Origin of the sequence: Micromonospora sp. NPDC049048 (genome assembly GCF_043197615.1) — a bacterium.
Lineage (GTDB): Bacteria > Actinomycetota > Actinomycetes > Mycobacteriales > Micromonosporaceae > Micromonospora.
This window is the reverse complement of the sequence record NZ_JBICTM010000002.1, coordinates 162288-187850: the sequence shown is the minus strand read 5'-3', so window position 1 is coordinate 187850 and position 25563 is coordinate 162288. Positions and strand designations below refer to the sequence as shown.

Sequence of the window (25563 nt, the reverse complement as noted above, 5' to 3'; positions counted from 1 at the left end):
CGCGGCGGCTCACAGCAGCGGGGGCACCTCGGTGCTGACCGGCACCGGCAGCACCGTCGGGCCGTCGGCGGCCAGCCCGGCGGTCAGGGCCGCGCCGAACTGCTCCGGCGTCTGCGCGACGCCGGTCGCACAGCCGTAGCCACGGGCGATGGCGGTGATGTCCAGTCCGGGCAGGTCCAGCCCGGGGACCCCCGGGGTGTCCTTGAAGTCGGCGAAGGACTTCAGGATGGCGTACTGCTGGTTGACCGGCACCACGACGACCAAAGGCAGGCGCAGCCGCGCGGCGGTCCAGAGCGCCTGCACGGAGTAGTGGAACGAGCCGTCCCCGACGACCGCCAGCACCGGGCGTCCCCGGCCGGTGTCGCGCTGCGCGAGCGCGACGCCGACCGCCGCCGGCAGGCCGTACCCGAGGCCGCCGCTGGCCATCGTGAGGTATGAACCCGGGCGGGTGCTGCGCAGCCGGCGACGCAGCGCCGGGAGGGTCGACGGCGACTCCTGGACCAGGATGCCGTCGGCGGGCCAGTGCGCGGCCAGGGCAGCGAAGAGGGCGTCCGGGGCCAGCGGCAGCCCGTCCGGTGGCGGGGGCGGGTCGGGGCGTGCCGGCGGCGCCGGTCGGCCCGACGGCGGGAGCAGGTCGATCAGGGCGGTCAGGGCCAGCCCGGCGTCGCCGAGCAGGCTGTCGCCCACGGGGGCCCGGGCCGCCTCGTCCGGGTCGTCGGTCACGTGCAGCAGGCGCGTCCCGGCGGGCAGGTGGTCGCCCGGCACGTGCGGGTAGTAGCGGAACACCGGCGCCCCCACCACCAGCACGGTGTCGTGCCCGTCCAGCGCCGCCGACAGCGGTCCGATCGCGAAGGGGAGCACCCCCCGGTAGTGCGGGTGGTCCTCGGGGAAGACGGCCCGCTCCGGGGCGGGGGCCGACCAGACCGGCGCGGCGAGCCGCTCCGCCAGCGCCACGGCGGCGGGCCAGCCGTCGGCCCGGTCCACGGCCGCGCCGAGCACCAGTACGGGCGCCCGGCTGGCGGCCAGCACGTCGGCGAACTCGCCCAGCCGGCGCGGGTCGGGCGCGAACCGGGTGGCCACCGTCCGCACCTGCGGCGGCGGGTCGGCCCGCTGCGCCCAGTCGTCGAGCGGCAGCGACAGGAAGACCGGCCCGGCGGGTGGCTGCACGGCCGTCGCGTACGCCCGCATGAGCGCCGCCGGGACGTCCTGCGCCCGGACGGGCTCGTGGCTCCACTTCACGTACGGCTGGGGCAGTTCGGCGGCCCGTCGGCTGGTCAGCCGGGGCTCGGCCAGCAGCATCTCCCGGGTCTGCTGGCCGGCGGTGACGATCAGCGGGGTCCGGTTGTGCCAGGCGGTGACCAGGTTGCCCATGCCGTTGCCCGTGCCGGGGGCGGTGTGCAGGTTGACGTGGGCGGGACGGCCGGTGGCCTGCGCGTAGCCGTCCGCCATGCCGACCGCCGACGCCTCGTGCAGGGCGAGCACGTACCGGAAGTCGTCCGGGAAGTCCCGCAGGAACGGCTCCTCGGTGGAGCCCGGGTTGCCGAAGACGGTCGTCAGGCCGAGGGCACGGAGCAGGTCGTAGGTGGTGTCGCGGACCGTAGCCATCGCCTCTGAATCTATCCGGATGGCTCACGCATCTCGGGCTTTTCGCCGCTGCACCTGGTGTGCGGAAGGGGCCCTTCCCACACAAAGAACGCCCTAGGGGAGGGAGAAGGGGAGAGTGATGCCGTCCAGTGCGCGTCCGCAGGCGCAGTTCCGCTCCGCCGGCAGCGCGGCGACGGCCGCCAGCAGCAGACCCCGCAGCCGGTCGAGGTTCTCCCCGAAGACCCGGAACACCTCCTCGTGCGTGACCGCCTCGCCGCCCTCCACGCCCGCGTCCAGGTCGGTCACCAGCGCGATCGAGGAGTAGCAGAGGGCCAGCTCGCGGGCCAGCACCGCCTCCGGGTGGCCCGTCATGTTGACCACGGTGCCGCCGATCGAGGCGTACCACCGCGACTCGGCCCGGGTGGAGAAGCGCGGGCCCTCGACCACCACCACCGTCCCGCCGTCCACCGCCGGCACGTCCCGGCCGGCCGCGGCGGCGAGCAGCGTACGCCGGCCCTCGGGGCAGTACGGGTCGGCGAAGGAGACGTGCACGGCGCCCCGGTCGTAGTAGGTCTGCGCCCGCCCGCTGGTGCGGTCGATGAGCTGGTCGGGCACCACGAACGTGCCCGGCCCGAGCTCCGGCCGCAGGCCGCCCACGGCACAGGGGGCGAGCACCTGCCGTACGCCGAGGGAGCGCAGCGCCCAGAGATTGGCCCGGTAGGGGATCAGGTGCGGCGGGTACCGGTGGTCGCGGCCGTGGCGGGGCAGGAACGCCACCCGCCGGCCCGCCAACTCCGCGATGGTGACGGCGTCGGACGGCGGCCCGTACGGCGTTTCCACCTCATGCTCGGTCGCGCCGTCGAGCAGCGCGTAGAGCCCTGAACCACCGATCACCGCGAGTTCCGCCGTGGGACCCATCGGCCCTCCCTCGTGTCCGTCGATCAACCGACCGTCAGACCTTAGCCACCGCCCCGGAGGCAGGCTAAGGTGCCAGGCATGGCGTTCACTGCGCGGATGACACCGGTGCCCCCGGGCGTCCCGGTCCGGTCGGTCTGACGGGTGTCCGGCATGCAGGGAGAGGGGCAGGCGATCGGCGGGCGGGCGACGGGGTCGATGACCGGGCGGCTGCTGGTCGCGACGCCGGCGCTGAAGGACCCGAACTTCGACCGTACGGTGGTGCTGCTGGTGGCGCACGAGCCCGGCGGCGCCCTCGGCGTGGTGCTCAACCGGGCCACCGAGGTGCCGGTCGCCGACGTGCTCGGCGACTGGAGCGACCTGGCCCGCGACCCGGCGGTGCTGTTCGAGGGCGGCCCCGTGCAGCCGGACTCGGCGATCTGCCTGGCCCGGATGCGCCACCCGGTGCGGCGGCTCAGGGGGTTCCACCAGGTCTCCGGGGCGGTCGGCACCCTCGACCTCTCCGTCGACCCGGGGCCGCTGCGGGAGGGCATCACCGGCATCAGGGTCTTCGCCGGCTACTCCGGCTGGGGCACGGGACAGTTGGAGCAGGAGGTCGAGGACGGCTCCTGGTTCGTGCTGGACGCGCTGCCGGGTGACGCCTTCGTCGACCGGCCGGACGACCTGTGGCCGATGGTGCTGCGCCGCCAGGGCGGCATGATGGCGGCCGTCGCGCACTTCCCGCCGGACGTGGCGCTCAACTGAGCCGCACACGGGTGGGGCCCCGCGAGATGACCATGCGGCGGGCGCTGTGTATAGTTCTCTCGTGCCCGGGTGACCGGGACAAAGCAAGGGGCCGTGGCGCAGCTGGTAGCGCACCACACTGGCAGTGTGGGGGTCAGGGGTTCGAGTCCCCTCGGCTCCACCCTTGTTTTGCAGGTCAGCGGCTTGGTCGAGAGTGATCCGACCAGGCCGCTGATGTGTTTCGGGCTCGTCCGTCCCATCGCTTCGCCCGCCTGCTTCGTGCGCGGCCCAGCGGCTGGGCGCCCACCGGCGGCGTGGTCGCCGGCGAATGTGGCGTGATGCCCCCGGCACATGCCACCCGATGGCGGCGAACGCCTGCTCATCGGGGTTACACCCGGCACGGACTGCTGGCATGATCGGGCACATGCCGCAGGTGATCGACTCGTCCCCCACGGACCAGATGACCCGTGGCCACGAGGCGATCCTGCCGCCGACCTGATGGCTTCCCCTTGAGTAGGGGGATGGCGTCGGACGGGATGACGTAGTCGGCCTTGTCCCGCTGGAGGCGCACGAAGTGGACGGCGCAGGTTTGCCGAGTGCCCCCTGCCACCGGTCGGCGAGGGCCTCCCGGAAATAGGGGTCTGTCGCACAAATGAGGCGTTGTCGCACACCGGACCTTCTGCCACGATCGCCGCACTGGAGGCCCCTCCCCGTCCGGTGGTGGGGCTCAATCCCGTGCGGCCAGCGAAGGAGCCGATGGTGGACCACCCCCACGCGTTGACAGCCGAGCAGTCTGAGCAGTTCCGGCGCGACGGGCACCTGATCCTGCGGGGCGTGCTCCCCACCGCGACGCTGGACGCGCTGCACGGCTCGTTCAGCCGCGTCGTCGACCACCTCGCCCGGCAGTGGCAGCAGCGGGGAGTGATCACCGAGACCTTCGCCGACCTGCCGTACGACCAGCGCTACCTGCGCCTGATCGAGTCCAGTCAGGTCCGCGTACCGGCCGCCTGGCGGCGGATCCTGGTGGGACGGCCGGTGTACGACCTGTGGCGCACCCCCGAGCTGCTCGGCCCGGTGCGCAGCCTGATCGGCGACGAGGTCTACGCGCACGGCGTCTGGAACGCCCGGCCGCGCGACCCCCACGGGCGCACCCAGCAGGTCGCCTGGCATCAGGACGCCTACTACTACAAGGGTTGGGACGCCTCGGTCGGGCCGCTGCTGTCGGTGTGGATCCCGCTGGTGCCCGTCGACGAGGACACCGCCTGCCTCCAGTTCGTCACCGGCTCGCACACCCGGGGCTGGATTCCCCGCGACCGCCTGCCCAACGGCGAGTACGGCACGTCGGACGAGGCCGTCGGGGACGGCCCCGTCAGCACGGCCCGGATGGAGCCCGGCGACGTGGTGATCTTCACGGACACCACGCTGCACCGCTCGACGCCCAACGTGTCGGACCGCATCCGGTGGAACATCGACATCCGGTTCGCCCCGGCGGTCGACGAGGTGATCGGGAACTCGCCGCGCGGCTACCGCTGCTTCAGCGCCGCCGACCCGGCACAGGTCGAGTCGTTCGAGACCTGGGCCGGCCGGTACCGGTACGAGCCGGAGGACCTGCTGACGGAGCTGACGAACTTCGAGGAGGGCTACGACCTCGACGCGCTCAGGGCGTTCTCCCGGGCGTCGCCGTACGCCGACATCTACTGAGGACGCCGCGGCGAGGTAGGTCACGGTGACCGAGCCCATCCCCGCCGATCGCGGGTGTCCGCGGCGAACAGGCCTGCCGCAGCGGGCACCGGGGTAGTTTCGGGGCCATGCGTTTCGTCCCGCTCGACACCCCCAAGCCCCTGTCCAAGATCGGCCTCGGCACCTGGCAGTTCGGATCGAAGGAGTGGGGCTACGGCCCCGAGTACGAGCGTCGGGCCGCCGACATCGTCCGCCGCGCCGTCGACCTCGGGATCACCGTCTTCGACACCGCCGAGCTGTACGGCTTCGGGCGCAGCGAGCGGATCCTCGGCGAGGCGCTCGGCGACGACCGGCAGAAGGTCGTGCTCGCCACCAAGATCTTCCCGATCCTGCCGGTCGCCCCGGTGGTGCAGCAGCGGGCCGTCGCCTCGGCCGCCCGGCTCGGCGTCACCCACCTCGACCTCTACCAGGTGCACCAGGCCAACCCGCTGGTCGCCGACCACACGACCATGCGGGGCATGCGCGCGTTGCAGGACGTCGGGCTCGTCGGCGAGGTCGGGGTCAGCAACTACGGGCTGCGCCGCTGGCAGGTCGCCGAGGCGGCGCTCGGCCGGCGGGTGCTGAGCAACCAGGTCCGCTACAGCATGGTCGACCGGGGACCCGAGCACGACCTGCTGCCGTACGCGAAGCAGGCCGGACGCGTGGTCATCGCGTACAGCCCGCTCGCCCAGGGCTTCCTGTCAGGCCGGTACGACGCGAAGAACCCGCCGAGCGGGGCGGTGCGCCGGGCCAACCCGTACTTCCTGCCGGAGAACCTGGAACGCGGCGCGACCCTGATCGAGACCCTGCGGCAGGTGGCCGACGCGCACGACGCCACTCCCAGCCAGATCGCCCTGGCCTACCTGCTGCGTCACCCCAACGTGCTGGCCATCCCGGGCGCCTCCGGCGTGGAGCAGGTCGAACGCAACGCGGCGGCAGCCGACATCGACCTGGCCGACGACGAGTACGCCGCGCTGGTCCGCGCGGCGAAGGAGTTCCGCCCCATCACCGGTCTCGCGGCGGCGCCCCGCCTGCTGCGGGCCAGGGCCGGCCGGTGACCCCGGCACCCGCCGAGCGGACCCGAGCAAGACGCCCCTGGCGTCCCCGGCCTCGTGAGCTAGCGTGGTTGGGGTGACTGCGCCCTCCCCGGTTGTCCCGGCCCCACCGGCCGACCTGCCCGGCACGCTCGGCGAGCTGCGGGCGGCCGGCCACGCGTACCGCACGGTCAAGCAGGAACTCCGCGACAACCTCATGGCCCGGATGCGTTCCGGCGCCGACCGCTTCCCCGGCATCGTCGGCTACGACGACACGGTGCTGCCCGAGGTCGAGCGGGCCCTGCTCGCCGGGCACGACATGGTGCTGCTCGGCGAACGGGGCCAGGGCAAGACCCGACTCATCCGTACCCTGGTCGGCCTGCTCGACGAGTGGACCCCGGTGATCGCCGGCTCGGTGCTCAACGAGCATCCGCTGCACCCGCTCACCCCGGGTTCCCGGGCGCTGGTCGCCGAGGCCGGCGACGCGCTGCCGGTGGCGTGGCTGCACCGCTCGATGCGCTACGGCGAGAAACTGGCGACCCCCGACACCAGCGTCGGTGACCTGATCGGCGACGTCGACCCGATCCGCATCGCCCAGGGGCGCACCCTCGGTGATCCGGAGACCATCCACTTCGGGCTCGTCCCGCGTACGAACCGGGGCATCTTCGCCGTCAACGAGCTGCCCGACCTGGCCGAGCGGATCCAGGTGGCGCTGCTCAACGTGCTGGAGGAGCGCGACATCCAGGTCCGCGGCTACCAGCTGCGGCTGCCGCTGGACCTGTTCCTGGTGGCCAGCGCCAACCCGGAGGACTACACCAACCGGGGCCGGATCATCACCCCGCTGAAGGACCGGTTCGGCGCCGAGGTCCGTACCCACTATCCGCTCGACCTCGACCTGGAGCTGGCCCTGATCCGGCAGGAGACCGACCTGGTCGCCGAGGTGCCGGAGCACGTGCTGGAGGTCCTCGCGCGGTTCGCCCGCGCGGTGCGCGAGTCGCCGTCGGTGGACCCGCGATCCGGGGTCTCCGCCCGGTTCGCCGTCGCCGCCGCCGAGACGGTCGCCGCCGCCGCGCTGCGCCGCTCCGGCCTGCTGGCCGCCGCCGAAACCGCCGAGGGCGTACGCCCCGAGGCGCCGGTGGCGCGGGTGGGGGACGCGGTGTCGGTGACGTCGACCCTGCGCGGCAAGGTCGAGTTCGAGAGCGGCGAGGAGGGGCGGGAGGTCGAGATCCTCGGCCACCTGCTGCGCACCGCGACCGCCGAGACGTTCCGGGCGCGGCTGGCCGGGCTGGATCTTTCCGGGTTCACCGCCCTCGTCGACGAGGACGCGGTGGTCGAGACCGGGGAGCTGGTCGGCTCGGCCGAGCTGCTGCGCCAGGTGGGCACCGTTCCCGGGCTGGCCAAGGCGCTGGACCGGCTGGGGCTGGGCGACGCGCCCACCCCGGAGCAGGCGGCGGCCGGCGTCGAGTTCGTCCTGGAGGGGCTGCATCTGACCCGCCGGCTCGGCAAGGACGTCACCGACTCCGGCCGGACCCGCTACGGCGGCCGGGCCTGAGCATGGCCGGCAACCGGTTCCGGTACGGGCAGTGGCGGGGCGGCCCCGACCCGCTCGCGCCCCCGTACGACGTGCGGGGGGCGGTGGACGCGGTCGGCGCCGAGGTGCTGGCCGGGGGCAGCCTCCGGGAGGCGCTGCGTGGCCTGCTGCGGCACGGGCCCCAGGGGCGCGGCGGCCTCGACGACCTCGCCGCCCGGGCCCGGCGGCTGCGCCGGGAGGCGCTGCGCCGGGGCGACCTGGACGGGGCGGTCACCCGGGCCCGGGCCCTGCTCGACCAGGCGCTCGCCGCCGAGCGGGACGAGCTGCGGGGGCGCGGCGACGACGACGCGCGGTTCGCCGAGGCGGTGCTCGACAACCTGCCCCGCTCGACGGCCCGCGCCGTGCAGGAGCTGGCCGGCTACCGGTGGGCCAGCGACGAGGCCCGCCGGACGTACCAGCGGATCCTCGACGGGCTGCGCGACGACGTGCTCGGCCAGCGTTTCGCCGGGCTGCGCGACGCGGTGCGCGCCTCGGCGGACCCGGCCGCGCAGCGGCGGCTGGCCGAGATGATGCACGACCTGAACGACCTGCTCGCCCGGCACGCCCGGTCGGAGGACACCACGGACGCCTTCGCCGAGTTCATGCGCCGGCACGGCGAGTTCTTCCCGGAGCAGCCGGCCGACGTCGACGAGCTGGTCGACGTGCTGGCCCGCCGGTCGGCCGCCGGCGAGCGGCTGATGCGCTCGCTCTCCGACCGCCAGCGCGAGGAACTGGCCGGCCTGATGCGGCAGTCGCTCGGCGACCGGCTCGCCGGGGAGCTGTCCGCGCTGGACGCCAACCTCCGCGCGCTCCGCCCCGACCTGCACCGGGGCCCGGGCGAGCGGGTACGGGGCGAGCGACCGCTCGGCTACGGCGAGGCCGCCGGTGCGCTCGGCGAGATCGCCGAGCTGGACGAGCTGCTGGACCAGCTCGACCAGGACCACCCGGGCGCCACCCTGGACGACGTCGACGTCGACGCGGTGGCCCGGACGCTGGGCCGCGACGCCGCCGACGACGTACGCCGGCTGCGGGAGCTGGAGCGGGAGCTGCGCCGGCAGGGTTGGGTGAGCCGGGACGCCGGCGGGCTGACCCTGAGCCCGAAGGCGCTGCGCCGGCTCGGCGGCACGGCGCTGCGGCGGGTCTTCGCCGACCTGACCGCCGGACCGCGCGGCCAGCACGACCTGCGCGCGGCGGGCGCCGCCGGCGAGGTCAGCGGCGGTTCCCGCCCGTGGGCGTACGGCGACGAGCAGCCCCTCGACGTGGTGCGGACGCTGACCCGGGCGGTCCGCCGCGCCGGCTCCGGCGTGCCGGTGCAGCTGGCCGTCGAGGACTTCGAGGTGGTGGAGACCGAGCGGCGGGCCTCGGCCGCCGTGGTGCTCTGCGTCGACCTCTCCTACTCGATGATCTCGCAGGGCCGGTGGGGCCCGATGAAGCAGACGGCGCTGGCGCTGGCGCACCTGATGGCCACCCGGTTCCCCCAGGACGCGTTGCAGATCGTCGGCTTCGGCCTGGAGGCTACGCCGCTGACCCAGCAGGAGCTGGCCGCCGTCGAGCCCGACCTGCGGCAGGGCACGAACCTCCAGCACGCGCTGCGGCTGGCCGCCCGGCACCTGCGGCGGCACCCGGACGCCGAGCCGGTGGTGCTGGTGGTCACCGACGGGGAGCCGACCGCCCACCTGGACCCGGACGACGGGGAGGCGCTGTTCCACTGGCCGCCGCTGCCGGAGACGATCGAGGCGACCGTACGCGAGATGGACCGGCTCACCCGTGCCGGTGCCACGCTCAACCTCTTCATGCTCGGCGACGATCCCGGGCTGCGCCGCTTCGTCGACGCCGTGGCCCGCCGCTCGAAGGGCCGGATGTTCACCCCCGACCTGGAGGACCTCGGCGAGTACGTGGTATCCGACTACCTCCGCGCCCGCCAGCCCCGCCGCCGCTGACCCGCTCGACGAGCCCCGTCCGGGTGAACCGGTCGACGGAACGGCAGGTCGGGCGGCGCGGGCCGGGATTGACTGGGGGCATGGACAGCGGGTCGTTGCGAGGGGCGTACGCGGAGGTGCTGGCGGAGGTCGAGGCGGGTGGGTTCGGGGCGCCGCCGGCCGGGCAGTTGAGCGCCGAGCAGATCGTCGCGCACCTTGCCGCCAACGACGAGTTGATGACGGAGGCGACCGAGGCGGTCCTCGCCGGCTCGCCGTTCGCGTACTACGACCTGGAGACCGTCCACCGTCCCCAGGTGGACGCGCTGGTCGCCGAGTGCGGTGGGCTGGACGGGCTGGCCACCCTGCTGCGGGCCACCAGCCAGAAGCTCTGCGCCCTGACCGACCGGCTCGGCCCGGCGGCCCAGACCCCGGTGGAGACCCACCTGCGCGAGGGCTTCGACCTGGTCGTGGACGAGCCGCTGCCCTGGGCCCGCACCCTCGACCTGCACGCCCGCGTCCACCTGCCGAAGCACCTGGCCCAGTTGCGGATGCTGCGCGCCGGCTGACCGGACGGCACGCCGTGCCGGGCGAGGGTGGGCGTGGTGGCGGCCGCCTACCCTCGCGGCATGGCGCGGTTGCGACAGGCGGTGCTGCGGCGGGTCGACCACGTGTGGGAACTCGGTTGGGCCAACCTGTTCGGGGCGGCGCTGGTCGGTTTCTTCCTCTGGCTGGCCCTGATGCCGCTCGGCGACGGCATCGACCAGTTACGGGCCGAGAGATGGGGCGTCGGCGGGACCGTCAGCCTCTCCCGATGTGCGGTCGACGACTGGGCCAGGGGTGACCCGTGGCGGTGCGAGGGCACGTTCGTCTCCGCCGACGGCACCGTACGGATCGACGGTGTCGCGTACGAGGAGAGCTTCGACGACGACCCCCGGACCGCGGGGGAGCCGGTCGACCACGCCGCCCGGGTGAGCGGGGCGGGCTCGTCGAGCGCGTGGCCGCCGGGGGACGGGTGGCAGGCGGCCCTGATCGGCGGGGTCTTCTGCCTCTTCCTGGCGACGGTGGTCCTCGGGGTGTGGACCTCTCCGGACGAGGGCCGGCCGGCCAGGGCCCCGGCTACCCGCCGTCGACCGCGGTCGGCCAAGCCGCCCGCCCGGCTGCGGATGCGGCGGCGCCGACGGTGAGCCGTGTCTGTCCCCGCCCGGGGACGCGAGGCCCCGCGTCCCCGGCGACAGGTGTCAGTCGACGACCCGGACGTCCTTCCAGAAGGCGACCCGGTCGCGGACCGCCTCCGCGTCCGGCTTCGGCTCGGGGTAGTACCAGACCGCGTCGGCGCTGCTCCGGCCGTCGTGCTCCAGCGTGTAGTAGGACGCGGTGCCCTTCCACGGGCAGACGGTGTGCGTGTCGGACTCGCGGATCAGGTCGTCGCGCAGGGCGGCGCGTGGGAAGTAGTGGTTCCCCTCGACCAGCACGGTGTCGTCGCTCTCGGCCACGACCAGGTCGTTCCAGACAGCTTTCGGCATGAGACCCACGCTATGCCGGCCGGCCGGCGGCGGCCAGTCGCCCGGCCGCGTCGCCGACGCGTCGGGGTACGTCCCACTCCGAGGGCGACTCGGGACGTAAAGTGATCGCATGTGTGCGATCCGTGTGGATCATCATCCGGTCGACCATGACGGAGCGGTGGCCCGGTTGCGCCGGTCGTACGCGGCGGTGCCCGCGGGCGCGCCGGTGCGGCTCGCCAAGCGCACCTCCAACCTGTTCCGCCCCCGGTCCGCCCCGCGCGTGCCGGGCCTGGACGTCAGCGGGCTCACCGGCGTGCTCGCCGTGGACCCGGTCGCCCGCACGGCCGACGTGCAGGGCATGTGCACCTATGAGGACCTGGTCGACGCGACCCTGCCGCACGGGCTGATGCCGCTGGTCGTGCCGCAGTTGCGCACGATCACCCTCGGCGGGGCGGTGACCGGCCTCGGCATCGAGTCGACCTCGTTCCGCAACGGCCTGCCGCACGAGTCGGTGGTCGAGATGGACGTGCTCACCGGGGCCGGCGACCTCGTCACCGCCCGTCCCGAGGGGCGGCACGCCGACCTCTTCGCGGCGTTCCCCAACTCGCTGGGCAGCCTCGGCTACGCCACCCGGCTGCGCATCGAGCTTCAGCCCGTACGCCGCTTCGTGGCCCTGCGCAACGTGCGGTTCACCCGGCTGGAGGCCCTCGCCGACGCGTTCGCCGAGGTCGCCGCGACCCGCTCCTGGGCGGGCGAGGCCGTGGACGCGATGGACGGGGTGATGTTCAGCCCCGGCGAGGCGTACCTCGTGCTGGGCACCTTCACCGACGACGCGCCGCCGCCCAGCGACTACACGGGTCAGGGCATCTACTACCGGTCGCTGCGCCGGCGCACGCACGACGCACTGACCACGTACGACTATCTCTGGCGCTGGGACACCGACTGGTTCTGGTGCTCGGCGGCCTTCGGCGTGCAGCACCCGGTCGTCCGGCGGGTCTGGCCGGCGCGGTGGCGGCGCAGCGACGTCTACCACCGGCTGGTCCGCCTGGAGCACCGGCACGGCGTGGCGGCCCGGATCGACCGCCTGCGTGGCCAGCCGGCGCGCGAGCGGGTGGTGCAGGACGTGGAGATCCCGCTGGAGCGCACGGCGGAGTTCCTGCGCTGGTTCGCCGGGGCCGTCGGGATGACCCCGGTGTGGCTGTGTCCGCTGCGGCTGCGCGAGCCGGCCGGTCCCGGATCGGGTCGGGCGTGGCCGCTCTATCCGCTCCGGGCCGGACAGAACTATGTGAACGTCGGCTTCTGGGGCAGCGTGCCGATCGCGGCAGGCGCCGCCGACGGCGACGTCAACCGCGCGATCGAGCGCATGGTGTCGAAGTTGGGCGGCCACAAGTCGCTCTACTCCGACGCGTACTACGACCGGGAATCCTTCGACCGGCTCTACGGCGGCGCGACGTGGCGCGCGGTGAGGGATCGCTACGACCCGGACCACCGGCTCACCGGACTGTACGAGAAGGCGGTAGCACGAGCATGAGCCTGACCGATCGAGACCAGGGGGCGGCGAGCGCTCCCGCCAGCCCGCCGGCGGGGAGCCGGCGTCCGGGTCCGACCGTGGCGGACGTCGTCCGCGCGTTGACCACCGGGGCCCTCCCGGTGCGGGTCACCGGGTACGACGGCAGTGCGGTGGGCCCGGCCGACGCCGGGATCACCCTGTCGATCCGTTCCGAGCGGGGCCTGACCTACCTGCTCACCGCCCCGGGCGACCTGGGCATGGCCCGGGCGTACGTCGGCGGCGACCTGGCGTTGCAGGGGGTGCACCCGGGCGACCCGTACGAGGCGTTGCGGGTGCTCAAGGACGAGCTGCGGCTGCGTACGCCGTCGCTGGCCGAGGGGCTGGCCCTCGTGCGCGGGCTGGGCTGGGAGCGGCTGATGCCCCCGCCGCCCCCGCCGCAGGAGGCGCAGCCGCGCTGGAAGCGCCTGATGAACGGGCTGCGGCATTCCCGGGTGCGGGACAGCACCGCGATCTCGCACCACTACGACGTCTCGAACGCCTTCTACGAGAAGGTGCTCGGCCCGTCGATGACGTACACCTGCGCGCTCTTCCGCTCGCCCGACGACACGCTGGAGCAGGCGCAGGCCGCCAAGTACGACCTGGTGGCGCAGAAGCTGGCGCTCAAGGCGGGGATGCGGCTGCTCGACGTGGGCTGCGGTTGGGGCGGCATGGTCCGGCACGCGGCCCGCGAGTACGGCGTGCGGGCGCTCGGGGTGACCCTGTCCCGGGCGCAGGCCGAGTGGGCGCGGGCGGCGATCGAACGGGAGGGGTTGACCGGCCTGGCCGAGGTGCGCCACCTCGACTACCGGGACGCGCCACGTGAGCAGTTCGACGCGGTCTCCTCGATCGGGCTGACCGAGCACATCGGGGTGCGCAACTACCCGGCCTACTTCGGGGCGCTGGCCGGCCGGCTACGGCCGGACGGCCGGCTGCTCAACCACTGCATCACGCGGGCCGACAACCGCGCGCCGCACCGGTCGGGCGCGTTCATCGACCGCTACGTCTTCCCCGACGGGGAGTTGGCCGGTCCGGGGCGCCTCATCGGCGAGATCCACGACGTCGGGTTGGAGGTGCAGCACGAGGAGAACCTGCGGCTGCACTACGCGCTGACCCTGGCCGCCTGGTGCCGCAACCTGGTGACCCACTGGGACGCGTGCGTCGCCGAAGTGGGCACGGGCACGGCCCGGGTCTGGGGTCTCTACATGGCCGGCTCCCGGCTGGCCTTCGAGCGCAACGGCATCCAGCTGCACCAGGTGCTGGCCACCCGCAACGGCCCGGAGGGGGCGAGCGGCTACCCGCTGCGCCCCGACTGGCTGGCCTGATCCGCGTCCGACAGCCGCGCCGAGCATCGGCGCGGCTGTCGCGGAAGCCATTGACAAACAAATTTTGTACGTACAAACTGATTTTGCCATGAGAGACGTCCTGTACCTGGAGCAGATCGAGCAGGCCGAGGTGCTGCTCAAGCCGCAGCGCGTCGAGGTGCTGCGGCAACTGGCCGAGCCCCGCACCTGCACCGAGGTCGCCACCCGGCTGGAGCAGACGCCGCAGCGCGTCTACTACCACGTCAAGCAGCTCGTCGCCGCCGGGCTGGTCGAGCTGGTCAACGAGCGCAAGGTCCGGGGCATCACGGAGGGCATCTACCAGGCCGCCGCCCGCTCCTACTGGCTGTCCCCCCGGCTGGTCGGGCGGATCGGCCTGCGCCGGGCCCGCGACGAGCTGAGCCTCGGCTACCTGCTGGACCTGATGGAGGAGGTCCAGGAGGACATCGCCGGGCTGGACCGCGCCGCCCCCGAGCTCCCCTCGATCGGGGTCGCCGGCGAGATCCGGGTGCCGGCCGAGCTCCGCCAGCAGTTCCTGCACGACCTGCAGAGCACTCTGCAGGACCTTTTCACCCGCTACGGGGGCGCCGAGGGCGACGCCTTCAAGCTCGCCGTGGCCTGCTATCCGAAGGGGAAAGAACGTGACTGAACCGATGAGGCTGCCCGTCCGTCTCGCCGCGCCGGCCGAGGCCGTCCGCCGTGCCCTGACCGACCCGGCCGAGCTGCGCGTCTGGCTCGCCGAGCACGCCGAGGTCGAGCTGCCGCGACGGTACGAGTTCTGGGGCCGGTACATCCCGGAGGGCGACGCGCCGCACCAACGGCTGCTGCACGTCGACGACGACACGCTGCGCTTCGCCTGGTTGCTCGACGGGGTGGAGACCACCGCCGAGTTCACCCTGCGCGCGGAGGGCCCCGACACCACGGTGCTGACGCTGACCCAGAGCCACTTCGACTTCGCCGAGGCGATGAGCGGCAGCACCATTCGGGGCGTGCTCCAGACGTTCTGGAGCCTGTCGATCGCCAACCTGGCCGCCCACCTGGAGGGGCAGCCGCTGCTGCCGAAGGTCGACTTCACCTCCGCCGACCTGCGCGGCGAGCTGCTGATCGACGCGCCGTTGGCGAAGGTGTTCGAGTCGCTGACCGACTCCGAGCAGGCCAGCGCCTGGTTCGGCTACCCGATCGGCATCGAGCCGTGGGTCGGCGGCCGCTACGCCATGGGCGGCTTCGAGCACGGCTACGCGGCCAAGGTCGTCGACCTGGAGCCGGGCCGGAAGATGTCGGTCGACTGGGGACCCACGGGCGTCAGCACCTGGGAGCTCACCGAGTCGCGGGGCAAGACGAAGCTGACCTTCGTGCAGTCCGGCTTCGACGAGCAGAACCCGCCGTACGGGGCCTGGGCCGGGTCGCTCGCGGGGCTGTTCGAGCTGCGCCGCTTCCACGAGATGGAGAACTGGCAGCCGATCTGGCTCCCCGCCGAGGTGCCGGGCCTGGAACCCGCGCCCGCCACGACGACGCGCTGACGTACGGGGGCGCCGGAAGGTGCCCGGCCGCACGGAGCGGCCGGGCACCTTCCGGCGATGGTGGCGGGGCCGCCCGGCTCCCCCGCCGGGGACAGCTCGACGCCGGGGTCCTGACCGGCTACCCCGACGAAGCGACGGAGACCAGGAGGGCTCGCGCCTCCTCGGTCATCTCCTGGCCCTCCCGCCACGACAGCACGAACCGGCCGGCCGCCTGGACGCTGGTCACCCCCACCAGCGTCCGCAACCGCTCCGCGGCCCGCTGCGCGGTCTGCGCGTCCGCGTACTGCGTCACGGTGACCGCGTCGGTGGTGACCTGCGACCCGCAGCGGGCCCCGACGTCGCCCTCCGAATCCTTGCAGTCGCTGGACGTGTCACGGGGATTGGGGAGCGGCCACTGCGCCGCGACGTTGTCGACCACCCGCTGCGAGTCCGTCTTCGGGGCCGGTATCGAAGGGTCCCTCTCGTCGCCGCAGCCGGCCAACGCGACGACCAGCGCGACGACCACCCCGATGTGACGTGCCCTCATGCGTGCCTCCCCATGGACGAGTGCTCCGGGCAAGGTACAGCCCGGCGGCAATGGCCCGTCGAGGTGATATTCGGGCTCCGGGTGGGTACTGACGGGCGATGTTCCTCATCTTCGGCCTCCGCACCAAGGTCACCCAGTCGGGCGTGGTGCAGCAGGTCTGCCGCAACTGTCGCAACCACGCCGCACAGGTGATCACGCGCCGGTCGACGAGGTTCAGCCTGTTCTTCGTGCCGATCATCCCGATCCGCACCCGCTACGTGCAGCAGTGCACCTTCTGCGGCGCCCAGTACGACATCTCCCGCGCCGAGGCCGAGCGCCTCCCGGTCGGCTGAGCCCCGCCGATGGCCCGCTTCCTCTGCTGGTTGATCGGCCGGCAGCCCGTCGTACCTGCGCCCGCGCCCGTGCACACCGTCTCCCGGCCGCCGTGCACCCCCGGGCGTCGCCGCCGTCGCCGGGAGCGTCGGCCGCTGGCCGGCACCGCCCTGCCCCGTTCGCCCTGGAACCGTTCCGCCGGGCGCTGAGGCGGTTCGTGATCTTCCAGCTCTCGGCAGACTGGTCGGGCCGTGCCAGGATGTGGCGGTGTCGTACCCCCCTCATCCGCCGTACCCGCCGGTACCCGGTGCCGTCACGCCGCTGGTGTACCCCCACCCGATCGCGCCCCCGCCGGGCTACGCGGTGCTCGGCATCACGGTGAACCGAGGCCCGTACATCGTGCCCGCACCCACCACGAGCAAACTCAAGATCGACGCCGTGCCCGTGCCGATTCCCGGCGAGGGCACCTGGTACGTGGTGATCTCCCCCGGGGCGCACGACGTGCGTTACACGGACTTCATGGGCCTCCCGCTGATCACCACCGCGATGATGGCCTACCCCAACGCCATGCACCATCTGTCCTTCCGCTTCGGTGGCTGGCGCAACCGCGTCCACGACGCGCACGGCACCGACGTGACGAAGTTCGGGATGTGGTCGAACTACAGCATCGCGCTGGTCGCGCTCGCCGTGTTCGGGGTCGTCTGCTGCGGCCTGTTCAGCCCGATCTTCGCCTCGATCTGACCGGCCCGCTCGCCGGCGCCCGACCGGCGGACGCCGGTGGACCAGGCCGGCCGGACCGGGCGGCGCGGAGCGCCCCGCCGGGGCGGCGCCCGGCGGCCGTCGCCGGGACCGCCTATCGTGGCGGATCGTGACGAGCAGCGAGGAGCGACTGGCCGCGATCCGTGGCGAGGTGCCGCCGAAGCGGCACAACGCGCGCACCATCGCCGCCCTGACCGGCAACCCGGGCTGCACCCGCCGGGCCGTGCTGGACGGCGCCGGGGTGGACAAGCCGAAGCTGGCCCAGCGGATCGGGTTCCCCGCCCGGTTCGGGCAGTCCCGCTTCGCCATCACCCGGGGCAACGCGTTCGAGGCACAGGTCAAGGCCGACGGCGGGGCCGAGCTGCTGCGGCTGGTCGCCGAGCGGTTGGGCGTACCGGTGCCGGCGGCGGCGAGCTGGACGGACCTCGGCGACGGCGTCGCGGACGACACGGCCGCCCGGCACCGGCGCTCCGCCGCGCTGCTGACCGGCGCCGCCCCCGGCTCGCCGGACGACACCGCCGCGCTGTTCGACCACCCGCTGCTCGGGCTGGACGTCGCCGGACGCCGGGTGCACCTGGAACCGGACCTCGTGGCGGCCCGGCTCGCCGGCCGGTTCCACGTCGTCGAGATCAAGTCGTTCCCGGTGGTCGACGGCCAGGCCGACCCCGCCAAGGTGTCCGCCGCCGCGATCCAGTCCGCCGTCTACGTGCTGGCCCTGCGCGAGCTGCTCGCCGCCGCCGGGCACGACCCGGAGCTGGTGTCGCACGACGCGGTACTGGTCTGCCCGCGCGACTTCGCCAACCAGCCGGTGGCCAGCCTGGTCGACGTGCGCAAACAGCTGCTGGTGCTGCGTCGTCAGCTCGACCGGATGGCCCGGCTCGACGCGCTGCTGGCCGCCGTACCCGAGGACTTCACCGTGGACCTCACGACCGAACCCGCGGCGCTGCTGGCCGCGCTGTCGCGGGTGGAGGCGCGCTACGCGCCCGACTGCCTGGCGACCTGCGAGCTGGCGTACTTCTGCCGGCACGAGGCGCGCGGGCACACCGGGGCGCTGGGCCGGCCCGTCCGGGAGGCGCTGGGCGGCATCGCGCAGGTCGACGAGGTGCTGGCGCTGGCCGCCGGCGAGCGCGCTCCGGAGCCCGGGCAGGAGGAGGCCGCCGCGCTGCTGCGGGCCGCCGCCCGGCTGCGCGCCGACGCCCTCGCGGGAACCCCCGCATGAGTACGCTGCGCGCGTTCGCCCGGGCCCAGGCGCTCGCCGCCGGGGTGGCCCAGCCGGTGGCGACCGTCCGGCACCTGCACCTGGGCGAGCGCCCGCTGGTGCTGGTGCCGCTGGCGATGGCCGGCGAGGCGAACGCGCCGCTCGCGGCGATGGTCGGCGACACGCCCGACTCGGCACGGCTGCTGATCGTGCCGCAGCCGCGCAACCGCGACCAGCGGTTCGCGTTCGCGGCCGAGCTGGCCGGGATCGTGCTGCCCTACCTGGACGGCTTCCGGGGCGTCTCCGAGGCGGTGCCGGTCGACCGGGGCCGGGACGTGCGCTACCGCCACGTCGACGCCCCGCAACTGCTCGTGCCGAACTCCGCCGGGATCACCTTCCTGCGGCTGCTCGGCCGTTCCACCCGCTTCCGCCGCCCCGACGGGGAGTATCCGGTGCACCCGTCGGTGCCGGTGCTCGGGCGCTGGCTGACGTTCTTCGCCGAGCGGGCCGAGCATCCCGGTTCGTCGGCGCTGCTGGCGATGACCGACGCGCTGACCCTGCACTGGGCCACCGGCCAGAGCGTGGTGGAGGACCTGCACCTGCCGGCGCTGCTCGGCTGGATCGACCCGCCCGTCGGGCTCACCGGCGCCGAGGCGGCGGCCCGGGCCGAGGACCCGGCCACCTGCCCGCCCGCCGGCCCGGCCACCGACCCCGACTTCGACAACCACCTGCTCGCCCCGGCCATCGCCGCGTACGCGGATGCCGAGGACGACCCCGTCGCGCGCGCCCGGGCGTACGCGGAGCTGGAGAGGCTGCTGCGCGACCAGCTCGCGCCCACCTGGGAGCTGATGTGGCGCGGTGTGGGGCTGCTGCGCGGCCTGCCGCCCGGCGCCCGGGTGGCCGGCCGGTGGGACGGCGACAAGGACGCCTTCACCAGCTACGCCGAACACGTCGACGCCGGCGGGGCACCGCAGCCCCGCCGCGACGGGGCGGTCGCCGCCGCCCAGCGGCTGCACCGGCTGGAACGGGCCCTGGCCACCTACGCCGTGCAGCGCGCCTACGACGACCCGCTGGTCATGGCGGAGCACCGGCTGACCGGGGAGGCGTTCGTCGGCGAGGTCACCCTGGCGGACCCGAAGCGGGTGGACGACACCGGCAAGCGCCCGGTGCTGCGCCCCCGGATCCAGCTGGTCACCACCGAGCAGGTGCCGATGCCGCTCGGCGCGACGCTGTACTCGCCGGCCCGGCCGGCGCAGAAGGCCCGGGTCGTCTTCGTCACCCCGGCGGCCGACGGCAAGACCGAGGTGGTGCTGGAACTCTCGGGCGGGATGGGCCGAGGGCTGACCGCGCCGCCGGGCAGCGTGCCCGAGGTGGGCGAGCGGCTCTGCTACACCACCCTGGCGGACGCCTTCATGCCGGCGGGGGCGTTCCCCGCCGTCGAGGAGACGCCCTGGACCCACGGCGGCCCACCGGCTGCCACCCCCGCGACGCCGGAACCGTCCGCCGAGCCAGCCCCGGCCCCGCCTTTCGCGCGTGTGCCTGTGCCTGTGCCGTTCGCGCGCGCCGCGCCCGCCACGACCCCGCTGTTCGCCGGGGCTGGAGACCCGGACGAGGAGTGGGCCTGACGGCTGCTCACGTGCCCTGCGGCTTCCTTCGTGCCCTGCGGTCTCGTGCCCCATGCCCTCGTGCCCCATGCCCTCGTGCCCGTGCCGTGTGCCCGTGCCGCGTGCCCCGCGAGCCTTGGCCTTCGCCACTCCTTCAGCCGTGCAAGCGCCTGACCTGCGGGCCGACGTGCCCTGACAGCTACGCCGAGTATCACTGTCGGTAGCATTTCTTGACCCGTCAGGGCCAGTCTTCCGCGCCCTTTGCTCTGCAGCCACCGACGCAACAGGCACGCTGAGTAAGTGCCGCGATCTGATGCCTGAATGAGAATTGGCAGGTAGGGCTACGTGGTGCGGTGGTGGCTGCAGAGCAAAGGGCGAGTGGAGAGGCTGCGGTGCGCCAAGGTGCGGTGACCCTGGGTGATGTTCCGGATGGGTTGCGCTGAGTGAGTTTCGACGGGCGAGTCAATCTGCTCCGACAACCCTGTCCTCAGCCCTCGGGCAGCTGCCGTTGGCCGGAGTGCCCCGTGGGCAGCAAGGCGTGTGACCGGCCGGTCCAGAATCGGGCTTGACCCTCACGTAACGGCAGGCGGAAGCCTGGTGGGCGGAAAGGAGGGAGACCATGGCTCATACGGTGGGACAGGTGGCGAAGGCGGCCGGCGTGACCGTGCGGACGCTGCACCACTACGACGAGATCGGGCTGCTCTCGCCCAGCGGGCGCAGCGGCACCGGCTACCGGCGCTACGACGACGCCGACCTGGAGCGGTTGCAGCACATCCGCTACTACCGGGAGCTGGGGTTTTCCCTCGAGGAGATCGCCGCGATCCTCGACGATCCGGCCAGTGACCCGGTGGCGCACCTGCGCCGCCAGCACGGGCTGCTGACCGCCCGGATCACGAGGCTCCAGGAGATGGTCACGGCGATCGAGTTCGCGATGGAGGCGAGCAAGTTGAACATCCCACTCACGCCGCAGGAACGGTTCGAGGTCTTCGGCGACTTCGACCCGGACGCGCACGCCGAGGAGGCCGAGCAGCGCTGGGGCGGCAGCGAGGCGTACCGGGAGTCGAACCGGCGCGCGTCGCGCTACAGCAAGGACGACTGGCTGCGTAACAGGGCCGAGAACGAGGACTGGGGGCGCAGGTTCGCCGAGGTGATGGCCTCCGGCGCGCCGGCGGACAGCCCGGCGGCCATGGACCTGGCCGAGGAGCACCGGCAGCTGATCAGCCGCTGGTTCTACGAGTGCTCGTACGAGATCCACACCGGGCTGGCCGACATGTACGTGGCGGACGAGCGGTTTACCGCGTACTTCGAGAAGATCAGGCCTGGGATGGCCGAGTACCTGGGCGAGGCCATCCACGCCAACGCGATCACCCGCGCCTGAGGGCGCACGCCGTCCCCGGAGGTCAGCAGTGCTCATCGTCGCCGGCAGTCTCTACGTCGATCCGGACCAGCGGGACGCGTATCTCGCCGACTGTGTGGAGGTCGTCGGGCAGGCGCGTTCCGCGCCGGGCTGCGTCGACTTCGCGATCGGGGCGGACCTGGTCGAGCCGGGACGGATCAACGTCTACGAGCGCTGGGAGTCCGAGGAGCAACTGCTCGACTTCCGGGGCTCCGGGCCCGCCGAGGAACAGGCGGTGGCGATCCGCGGCGCGGAGGTGCACCGGTATCTCATCTCCGGCGTCGAAGCTCCCTGACCGGAGGGCCGGGTCAGTCCGGCGACAACCCCGGAGCGAGGCGGCGCAGCGAGGTGAACGTGGGGAGCAGCGCGTCGTAGAGCTGGCCGAACAGCGGCAGCAGGGCGGCGTACGCGGCGGCGGCGGCCGGGTCGGGGCGGGCCGTCTGCTCGATGCGTACCAGGTCGGCGGCGACGTCGATGGAAGGAATCAGCCCCAGCGCCTGCATGCCGAGCAGCGCCGCGCCGAACCCCGAGCCCTCGTGGCCGGCGGGGAAGTGCACCGGCATGCCGAGCACGTCGGCGAGCATCTGCCGCCACAGCGGGCTGCGCGAGAAGCCACCGCCGGCGTGGATCTCCCGGACCTCGTTGCCGGCGGCCCGTACCGAGGCCAGCACCAGCGCCAACTGCTGGCAGACGCCCTCCAACGCGGCCCGCACCAGGTGCGCGCGGCGGTGCCCGTTGGTCAGCCCCACGTACGCCCCGCGCGGCAGCGCACTCCAGTGCGGGGCACGCTCGTGCAGCAGGTACGGCAACATGATCAGCCCGCCGGAGCCGACCGGCGCCTGGGCGGCCAGCGCCAGCAGTTCCTCCTCGGGGTCCTCGCCCAGTTCCGGGGCGAGCGCCTCGCCAGCCCACTCCAGCACGATGCCGCCGTTGTTGATCGCCCCGCCGACCGCCCAGCGATTCTCGGTCAGCGCGTAGCAGAACACCCCGCCGAGCGGGTCGACGCCGGGGCGTTCCACCATCACCCGCATCGCGCCGCTGGTGCCGATCGAGCAGGCCATTACGCCCGGGGCGACCGCGCCGAGCCCGAGGTTGGCCAGCGGGCCGTCCCCGGCGCCGACGACCACCCTCGTGTCCCGGGGCAGCCCGGTCGCCTCGGCCGTCTCGGCGGTGAGGCCGGGCAGCACGGTGGTGGTGGACACCAGCTGCGGTAACTGCTCGGCGGTGATCTCGGCGATGCCCAACGCCTCCTCGTCCCAGGACAGCTGGCGCAGGTCCAGCAGCCCGGTCGCGGAGGCGACCGAGTGGTCGGTCACCAGCGTGTCGCACAGCCGCAGCAGCACCCAGTCCTTGATGCCCACCCAGTACGCCACCCGCCCGAACAGCACCGGCTGCTGCTCGGCGAACCAGAGCAGCTTGGGCAGCGGGGCCATCGGGTGGACCGGGGTGCCGGTGCGGCGGTGCAGCGCCAGCCCGGACGGGGCGGCGCGCAGCCGCTCGGCCTGCCGGCTGGCCCGCGAGTCCGCCCAGGTGACCGACGGGGTGAGCGGACGACCGTCCGGGTCCAGGCCCATCAGGCTGTGCATGGCCGTGCTGAAGGAGAGCCCGGCGACCGGCCGGTCCAGCTCCGCCACGACCGTGCGGATCGTCTCCAGCACCGCCGCGTGGATGTGCCGCGCGTCCTGCTCCGCGTAGCCGGGGTGCGGCTCGTCGAGCGGATAGCCCACCGAGTGGTGGGCGAGCCGCGCACCACTCGCGTCGTACGCCGCCGCCTTGGTGCTGGTGGTGCCGATGTCGACGCCGATCACCACCGGGCGTCGCGCGTCGTCCACCGGTCCCACCCCCTCGCCGACCCTGGGTGCCGCCGACGTTACCCAGCGTCGGGGCGGCCCGTAGGGGGAACAACCCGTTTCCGGCTCGGGTCTTCCTCGGCACGCCCGCGCGCGGCGAGAATCCGATCGGTGTGAATCTCTCACACGTCCACCCGACGGGAGGAAGTCCCGATGAGACCAAGGCCGCTCTGCGCACTGGTCACCGCCCTCGCCACGGTCACCACCACAGTGGTCACGGGCGTACCGCCCGCCGCCGCGCAGCACCGCGACGGCGGCTACTCGGCGGAGATCCGCCGCGCGTCGTACGGTGTCCCGCACATCACCGCCCGCAACTTCGCCAGCCTCGGCTTCGGCGTCGGCCACGTGCAGGCCGAGGACAACATCTGCGTCATCGCGGAGAAGGTCGTCACGGTCAACGGCGAGCGGTCCCGCTACTTCGGGGCCGCGAGCCCCACGGACGCGAACGTGCGCAGCGACCTGTTCCACCGCAAGGCGATCGACGACCGCACGGCCGAGCGGCTGCTGCAGGGGCCCCGCGACGGCGTGCACTCCCCGTCGAACGAGGTCCGCGACCAGATCCGCGGCTTCGTGGCCGGTTACAACAGCTACCTGCGCCGCACCGGCGCGGCGAACCTCACCGACCCGGCGTGCCGGGGCAAGCCGTGGGTGCGCCCGCTGACCGAGCTGGACATGTGGCGGGCGAGCTGGGCCAGCATGGTGCGGGCCGGATCCCGGGCGGTGCTCGACGGGATCGTGGCCGCCGCCCCGCCCGCCGCCACCGGCCCGGCCGCCGTCCTCGACGCGCCGGGGGCCGAGGCGGTCGTCGCCGCCAGCGACGGCGCGCCCGCCGGCGTCGGCAGCAACGCGTACGCGCTGGGCGCGCGGGCCACCACGCACGGCGGCGGGATGGTGCTGGCCAACCCGCACTTCCCGTGGGACGGGGCGGAACGCTTCTACCGGATGCACCTGAAGGTCCCCGGCCGCTACGACGTGGCGGGCGCGGCCCTGATCGGCGACCCGATCATCGAGATCGGGCACAACCGGACCCTCGCCTGGAGCCACACCGTCTCGACCGCCCGCCGCTTCGTCTGGCACCGCCTCGCGCTGGTCCCCGGCGACCCGACCTCGTACTACGTGGACGGCCGGGCCCGGAAGATGACGACCCGCACGGTCACCGTCCAGGTGCCCGCCCCGGGCGGCGGCACGGTGCCGGTCAGCCGCACCTTCCACGACACCCACTTCGGGCCGGTGGTCGTCGTTCCCGGCACCTTCGACTGGACCACCACCGCCGCGTACGCGATCACCGACGTCAACGCCACCAACAACCGGGCCTTCGACGGCTGGCTGGAGATGGGCCGGGCGAAGACGGTACGCGAGCTGAAGCAGGTCCTCGACCGGTACCAGTTCCTGCCCTGGGTCAACGTGATCGCCGCCGACGCCCGTGGTGAGGCGCTCTACGCCGACCACTCGGTGGTGCCCCGGGTCACCGACGAGCTGGCCGCCGCCTGCATCCCCGCGCCGTTCCAGCCGCTCTACGCGTCCAGCGGCCAAGCGGTCCTCGACGGCTCCCGGTCGGCCTGCGCGCTGGGGCGGGACCCCGACGCGGCGGTGCCCGGCATCCTCGGGCCGGCGAAGCTGCCGATCCGGTTCCGCGCCGACTACGTGACCAACTCCAACGACAGCCACTGGCTGGCCAACCCCGAGGCGCCGCTGGAGGGCTACCCGCGGATCATCGGCAACGAGCGCACCGAGCGCAGCCTGCGTACGCGCCTCGGCGTGGAGCAGGTGCGGGAGCGGCTCGCCGGCACCGACGGGCTGCCCGGGCGGGGCTACACGACGTCCCGGCTCTGGCAGACCGTCTTCGGCAACCGCGCGTACGGCGGCGAACTCGTCCGCGACGACCTGGTGGCGCTGTGCACGGCCCGGCCCACCGCGACCGCGTCGGACGGGACGACCGTCGACCTGCGCGGGGCGTGCGCGGCGTTGCAGGGCTGGGACCTGCGGGTCGACCTGGACAGCCGGGGCGCGCACCTGTTCACCGAGTTCGCCCTGTCCGGCGGCATCCGGTTCGCCGACGCGTTCGACGCCACCGACCCGGTGCGTACGCCGAGCCGGCTGAACACCGCCGACCCGCGCGTGCTCACCGCGCTCGCCGACGCCGTCCGTAAGCTCGCCGGCATCCCGCTCGACGCGCGTCTGGGCGACATCCAGACCGAGCCGCGCGGCGACCGGCGCATCCCGATCCACGGTGGACGTGCCGAGGCGGGCGTGTTCAACATGATCATCGGCCCGCTGGCGCCCGGCGTCGGCTACCCGAAGGTGGTGCACGGCTCGTCCTTCGTGATGGCCGTCGAGCTGGGCCCGAACGGCCCATCGGGGCGGCAGATCCTCACCTACTCCCAGTCGAGCAACCCGAACTCGCCCTGGTACGGCGACCAGACCCGGCTCTACTCGGGCAAGGGCTGGGACACCATCAAGTACACGGAGGCGCAGATCAAGGCCGACCCGAACCTGCGCACCTACCGGGTGGGGGAGGGCCGCCGCCACTGACCCGCCGCCCGTCGCGCCCGCCCGGCCGCCGC

At 73.7% G+C, this 25563-nt stretch carries 23 protein-coding genes and 1 tRNA gene; 19 read left to right on the top strand and 5 right to left on the bottom strand.

Going from position 1 to position 25563, the window contains the following annotated elements; translation table 11 throughout:
- Nucleotides 1–9: 9 nt before the first annotated feature.
- Nucleotides 10–1605 carry a benzoylformate decarboxylase gene (gene mdlC, locus ACGFIG_RS06270; protein ID WP_392999810.1) on the bottom strand — a complete coding sequence of 532 codons (1596 nt, stop codon included), beginning with the start codon at nt 1603–1605 and terminating at the stop codon, nt 10–12.
- A gap of 93 nt (nt 1606–1698) precedes the next feature.
- A complete protein-coding gene (locus ACGFIG_RS06265; RefSeq protein ID WP_392999808.1) occupies nt 1699–2502 on the bottom strand; it encodes an S-methyl-5'-thioadenosine phosphorylase in 804 nt (267 codons plus the stop codon).
- 150 nt (nt 2503–2652) lie between these two features.
- Here ACGFIG_RS06265 and ACGFIG_RS06260 point away from each other — a divergent pair, with 150 nt between their 5' ends.
- The 8 genes from ACGFIG_RS06260 (at nt 2653) to ACGFIG_RS06225 (ending at nt 10648) form a co-directional block, all read left to right on the top strand.
- Complete coding sequence (locus tag ACGFIG_RS06260; protein ID WP_392999806.1) at nt 2653–3243, top strand: YqgE/AlgH family protein; 591 nt, start codon at nt 2653–2655, stop codon at nt 3241–3243.
- Nucleotides 3244–3330: 87 nt separating this feature from the next.
- Nucleotides 3331–3403: transfer RNA gene (locus tag ACGFIG_RS06255), tRNA-Ala, on the top strand.
- A 578-nt stretch (nt 3404–3981) separates the two neighbouring features.
- Nucleotides 3982–4923, top strand: coding sequence for a phytanoyl-CoA dioxygenase family protein (locus ACGFIG_RS06250; protein WP_392999804.1), 942 nt, complete (start codon nt 3982–3984; stop codon nt 4921–4923).
- A 107-nt stretch (nt 4924–5030) separates the two neighbouring features.
- Nucleotides 5031–5999: an aldo/keto reductase gene (locus ACGFIG_RS06245; RefSeq protein ID WP_392999802.1), complete on the top strand. Its 969-nt coding sequence runs from the start codon at nt 5031–5033 to the stop codon at nt 5997–5999.
- A 73-nt stretch (nt 6000–6072) separates the two neighbouring features.
- Nucleotides 6073–7527: a magnesium chelatase gene (locus ACGFIG_RS06240; protein WP_392999800.1), complete on the top strand. Its 1455-nt coding sequence runs from the start codon at nt 6073–6075 to the stop codon at nt 7525–7527.
- 2 nt (nt 7528–7529) lie between these two features.
- Entirely contained in the window at nt 7530–9485 is a 1956-nt protein-coding gene (locus ACGFIG_RS06235) for a VWA domain-containing protein (protein ID WP_392999798.1), read from the top strand.
- A gap of 80 nt (nt 9486–9565) precedes the next feature.
- Nucleotides 9566–10030, top strand: a complete 465-nt coding sequence (locus ACGFIG_RS06230) for a hypothetical protein (RefSeq protein ID WP_392999796.1) — start codon at nt 9566–9568, stop codon at nt 10028–10030.
- Between the two features lie 60 nt (nt 10031–10090).
- Entirely contained in the window at nt 10091–10648 is a 558-nt protein-coding gene (locus ACGFIG_RS06225; protein ID WP_392999794.1) for a hypothetical protein, read from the top strand.
- A 54-nt stretch (nt 10649–10702) separates the two neighbouring features.
- On the opposite strand, the gene ACGFIG_RS06220 is transcribed toward ACGFIG_RS06225, so the two are convergent.
- Entirely contained in the window at nt 10703–10987 is a 285-nt protein-coding gene (locus ACGFIG_RS06220; RefSeq protein ID WP_392999792.1) for a DUF427 domain-containing protein, read from the bottom strand.
- 109 nt (nt 10988–11096) lie between these two features.
- Here ACGFIG_RS06220 and ACGFIG_RS06215 point away from each other — a divergent pair, with 109 nt between their 5' ends.
- The 4 genes from ACGFIG_RS06215 to ACGFIG_RS06200 all read left to right on the top strand — a co-directional run bounded on the left by ACGFIG_RS06215 (nt 11097) and on the right by ACGFIG_RS06200 (nt 15354).
- Entirely contained in the window at nt 11097–12497 is a 1401-nt protein-coding gene (locus tag ACGFIG_RS06215; protein ID WP_392999790.1) for an FAD-binding oxidoreductase, read from the top strand.
- Entirely contained in the window at nt 12494–13837 is a 1344-nt protein-coding gene (locus ACGFIG_RS06210) for a class I SAM-dependent methyltransferase (protein ID WP_392999788.1), read from the top strand. Before ACGFIG_RS06215 ends, ACGFIG_RS06210 begins: the two co-directional genes overlap by 4 nt.
- Before the next feature lie 88 nt (nt 13838–13925).
- Nucleotides 13926–14483, top strand: a complete 558-nt coding sequence (locus ACGFIG_RS06205; protein ID WP_392999786.1) for a helix-turn-helix domain-containing protein — start codon at nt 13926–13928, stop codon at nt 14481–14483.
- Complete coding sequence (locus ACGFIG_RS06200; protein ID WP_392999784.1) at nt 14476–15354, top strand: SRPBCC family protein; 879 nt, start codon at nt 14476–14478, stop codon at nt 15352–15354. The genes ACGFIG_RS06205 and ACGFIG_RS06200 overlap by 8 nt, the downstream gene beginning before the upstream one ends.
- A gap of 118 nt (nt 15355–15472) precedes the next feature.
- On the opposite strand, the gene ACGFIG_RS06195 is transcribed toward ACGFIG_RS06200, so the two are convergent.
- Nucleotides 15473–15880: a hypothetical protein gene (locus ACGFIG_RS06195; protein ID WP_392999782.1), complete on the bottom strand. Its 408-nt coding sequence runs from the start codon at nt 15878–15880 to the stop codon at nt 15473–15475.
- A gap of 98 nt (nt 15881–15978) precedes the next feature.
- Here ACGFIG_RS06195 and ACGFIG_RS06190 point away from each other — a divergent pair, with 98 nt between their 5' ends.
- From ACGFIG_RS06190 to ACGFIG_RS06165, 6 genes are all read left to right on the top strand, one after another.
- A complete protein-coding gene (locus tag ACGFIG_RS06190) occupies nt 15979–16212 on the top strand; it encodes a zinc-ribbon domain-containing protein (protein WP_392999780.1) in 234 nt (77 codons plus the stop codon).
- 247 nt (nt 16213–16459) lie between these two features.
- Nucleotides 16460–16933 carry a hypothetical protein gene (locus ACGFIG_RS06185; RefSeq protein ID WP_392999778.1) on the top strand — a complete coding sequence of 158 codons (474 nt, stop codon included), beginning with the start codon at nt 16460–16462 and terminating at the stop codon, nt 16931–16933.
- A gap of 127 nt (nt 16934–17060) precedes the next feature.
- The gene (locus tag ACGFIG_RS06180; RefSeq protein ID WP_392999776.1) at nt 17061–18170 is read left to right on the top strand and encodes a hypothetical protein; all 1110 of its coding nucleotides are present in this window, start codon (nt 17061–17063) and stop codon (nt 18168–18170) included.
- The gene (locus ACGFIG_RS06175; RefSeq protein ID WP_392999774.1) at nt 18167–19774 is read left to right on the top strand and encodes a hypothetical protein; all 1608 of its coding nucleotides are present in this window, start codon (nt 18167–18169) and stop codon (nt 19772–19774) included. The genes ACGFIG_RS06180 and ACGFIG_RS06175 overlap by 4 nt, the downstream gene beginning before the upstream one ends.
- A 598-nt stretch (nt 19775–20372) precedes the next feature.
- Nucleotides 20373–21131, top strand: a complete 759-nt coding sequence (locus ACGFIG_RS06170) for a MerR family transcriptional regulator (RefSeq protein WP_392999772.1) — start codon at nt 20373–20375, stop codon at nt 21129–21131.
- Between the two features lie 28 nt (nt 21132–21159).
- Nucleotides 21160–21444 carry a putative quinol monooxygenase gene (locus ACGFIG_RS06165; RefSeq protein WP_392999770.1) on the top strand — a complete coding sequence of 95 codons (285 nt, stop codon included), beginning with the start codon at nt 21160–21162 and terminating at the stop codon, nt 21442–21444.
- A gap of 13 nt (nt 21445–21457) precedes the next feature.
- Here ACGFIG_RS06165 and ACGFIG_RS06160 read toward each other — a convergent pair whose 3' ends face one another.
- On the bottom strand, nt 21458–22981 hold the full coding sequence (locus tag ACGFIG_RS06160; RefSeq protein WP_392999768.1) for a gluconokinase: 1524 nt from the start codon (nt 22979–22981) through the stop codon (nt 21458–21460).
- A 171-nt stretch (nt 22982–23152) separates the two neighbouring features.
- Between ACGFIG_RS06160 and ACGFIG_RS06155 the strand changes: the two genes are divergently transcribed.
- Complete coding sequence (locus ACGFIG_RS06155; RefSeq protein ID WP_392999766.1) at nt 23153–25531, top strand: acylase; 2379 nt, start codon at nt 23153–23155, stop codon at nt 25529–25531.
- Nucleotides 25532–25563 lie beyond the last annotated feature (32 nt).

What these genes read in the sequence shown, in the direction of transcription:
- mdlC (WP_392999810.1), bottom strand. Translation starts at nt 1,605, where the DNA reads ATGGCTACGGTCCGCGACACCACCTACGACCTGCTCCGTGCCCTCGGC.
- ACGFIG_RS06265 (WP_392999808.1), bottom strand. Translation starts at nt 2,502, where the DNA reads ATGGGTCCCACGGCGGAACTCGCGGTGATCGGTGGTTCAGGGCTCTAC.
- ACGFIG_RS06260 (WP_392999806.1), top strand. Translation starts at nt 2,653, where the DNA reads ATGCAGGGAGAGGGGCAGGCGATCGGCGGGCGGGCGACGGGGTCGATG.
- ACGFIG_RS06245 (WP_392999802.1), top strand. Translation starts at nt 5,031, where the DNA reads ATGCGTTTCGTCCCGCTCGACACCCCCAAGCCCCTGTCCAAGATCGGC.
- ACGFIG_RS06235 (WP_392999798.1), top strand. Translation starts at nt 7,530, where the DNA reads ATGGCCGGCAACCGGTTCCGGTACGGGCAGTGGCGGGGCGGCCCCGAC.
- ACGFIG_RS06230 (WP_392999796.1), top strand. Translation starts at nt 9,566, where the DNA reads ATGGACAGCGGGTCGTTGCGAGGGGCGTACGCGGAGGTGCTGGCGGAG.
- ACGFIG_RS06225 (WP_392999794.1), top strand. Translation starts at nt 10,091, where the DNA reads ATGGCGCGGTTGCGACAGGCGGTGCTGCGGCGGGTCGACCACGTGTGG.
- ACGFIG_RS06220 (WP_392999792.1), bottom strand. Translation starts at nt 10,987, where the DNA reads ATGCCGAAAGCTGTCTGGAACGACCTGGTCGTGGCCGAGAGCGACGAC.
- ACGFIG_RS06215 (WP_392999790.1), top strand. Translation starts at nt 11,097, where the DNA reads ATGTGTGCGATCCGTGTGGATCATCATCCGGTCGACCATGACGGAGCG.
- ACGFIG_RS06210 (WP_392999788.1), top strand. Translation starts at nt 12,494, where the DNA reads ATGAGCCTGACCGATCGAGACCAGGGGGCGGCGAGCGCTCCCGCCAGC.
- ACGFIG_RS06205 (WP_392999786.1), top strand. Translation starts at nt 13,926, where the DNA reads ATGAGAGACGTCCTGTACCTGGAGCAGATCGAGCAGGCCGAGGTGCTG.
- ACGFIG_RS06195 (WP_392999782.1), bottom strand. Translation starts at nt 15,880, where the DNA reads ATGAGGGCACGTCACATCGGGGTGGTCGTCGCGCTGGTCGTCGCGTTG.
- ACGFIG_RS06190 (WP_392999780.1), top strand. Translation starts at nt 15,979, where the DNA reads ATGTTCCTCATCTTCGGCCTCCGCACCAAGGTCACCCAGTCGGGCGTG.
- ACGFIG_RS06175 (WP_392999774.1), top strand. Translation starts at nt 18,167, where the DNA reads ATGAGTACGCTGCGCGCGTTCGCCCGGGCCCAGGCGCTCGCCGCCGGG.
- ACGFIG_RS06170 (WP_392999772.1), top strand. Translation starts at nt 20,373, where the DNA reads ATGGCTCATACGGTGGGACAGGTGGCGAAGGCGGCCGGCGTGACCGTG.
- ACGFIG_RS06155 (WP_392999766.1), top strand. Translation starts at nt 23,153, where the DNA reads ATGAGACCAAGGCCGCTCTGCGCACTGGTCACCGCCCTCGCCACGGTC.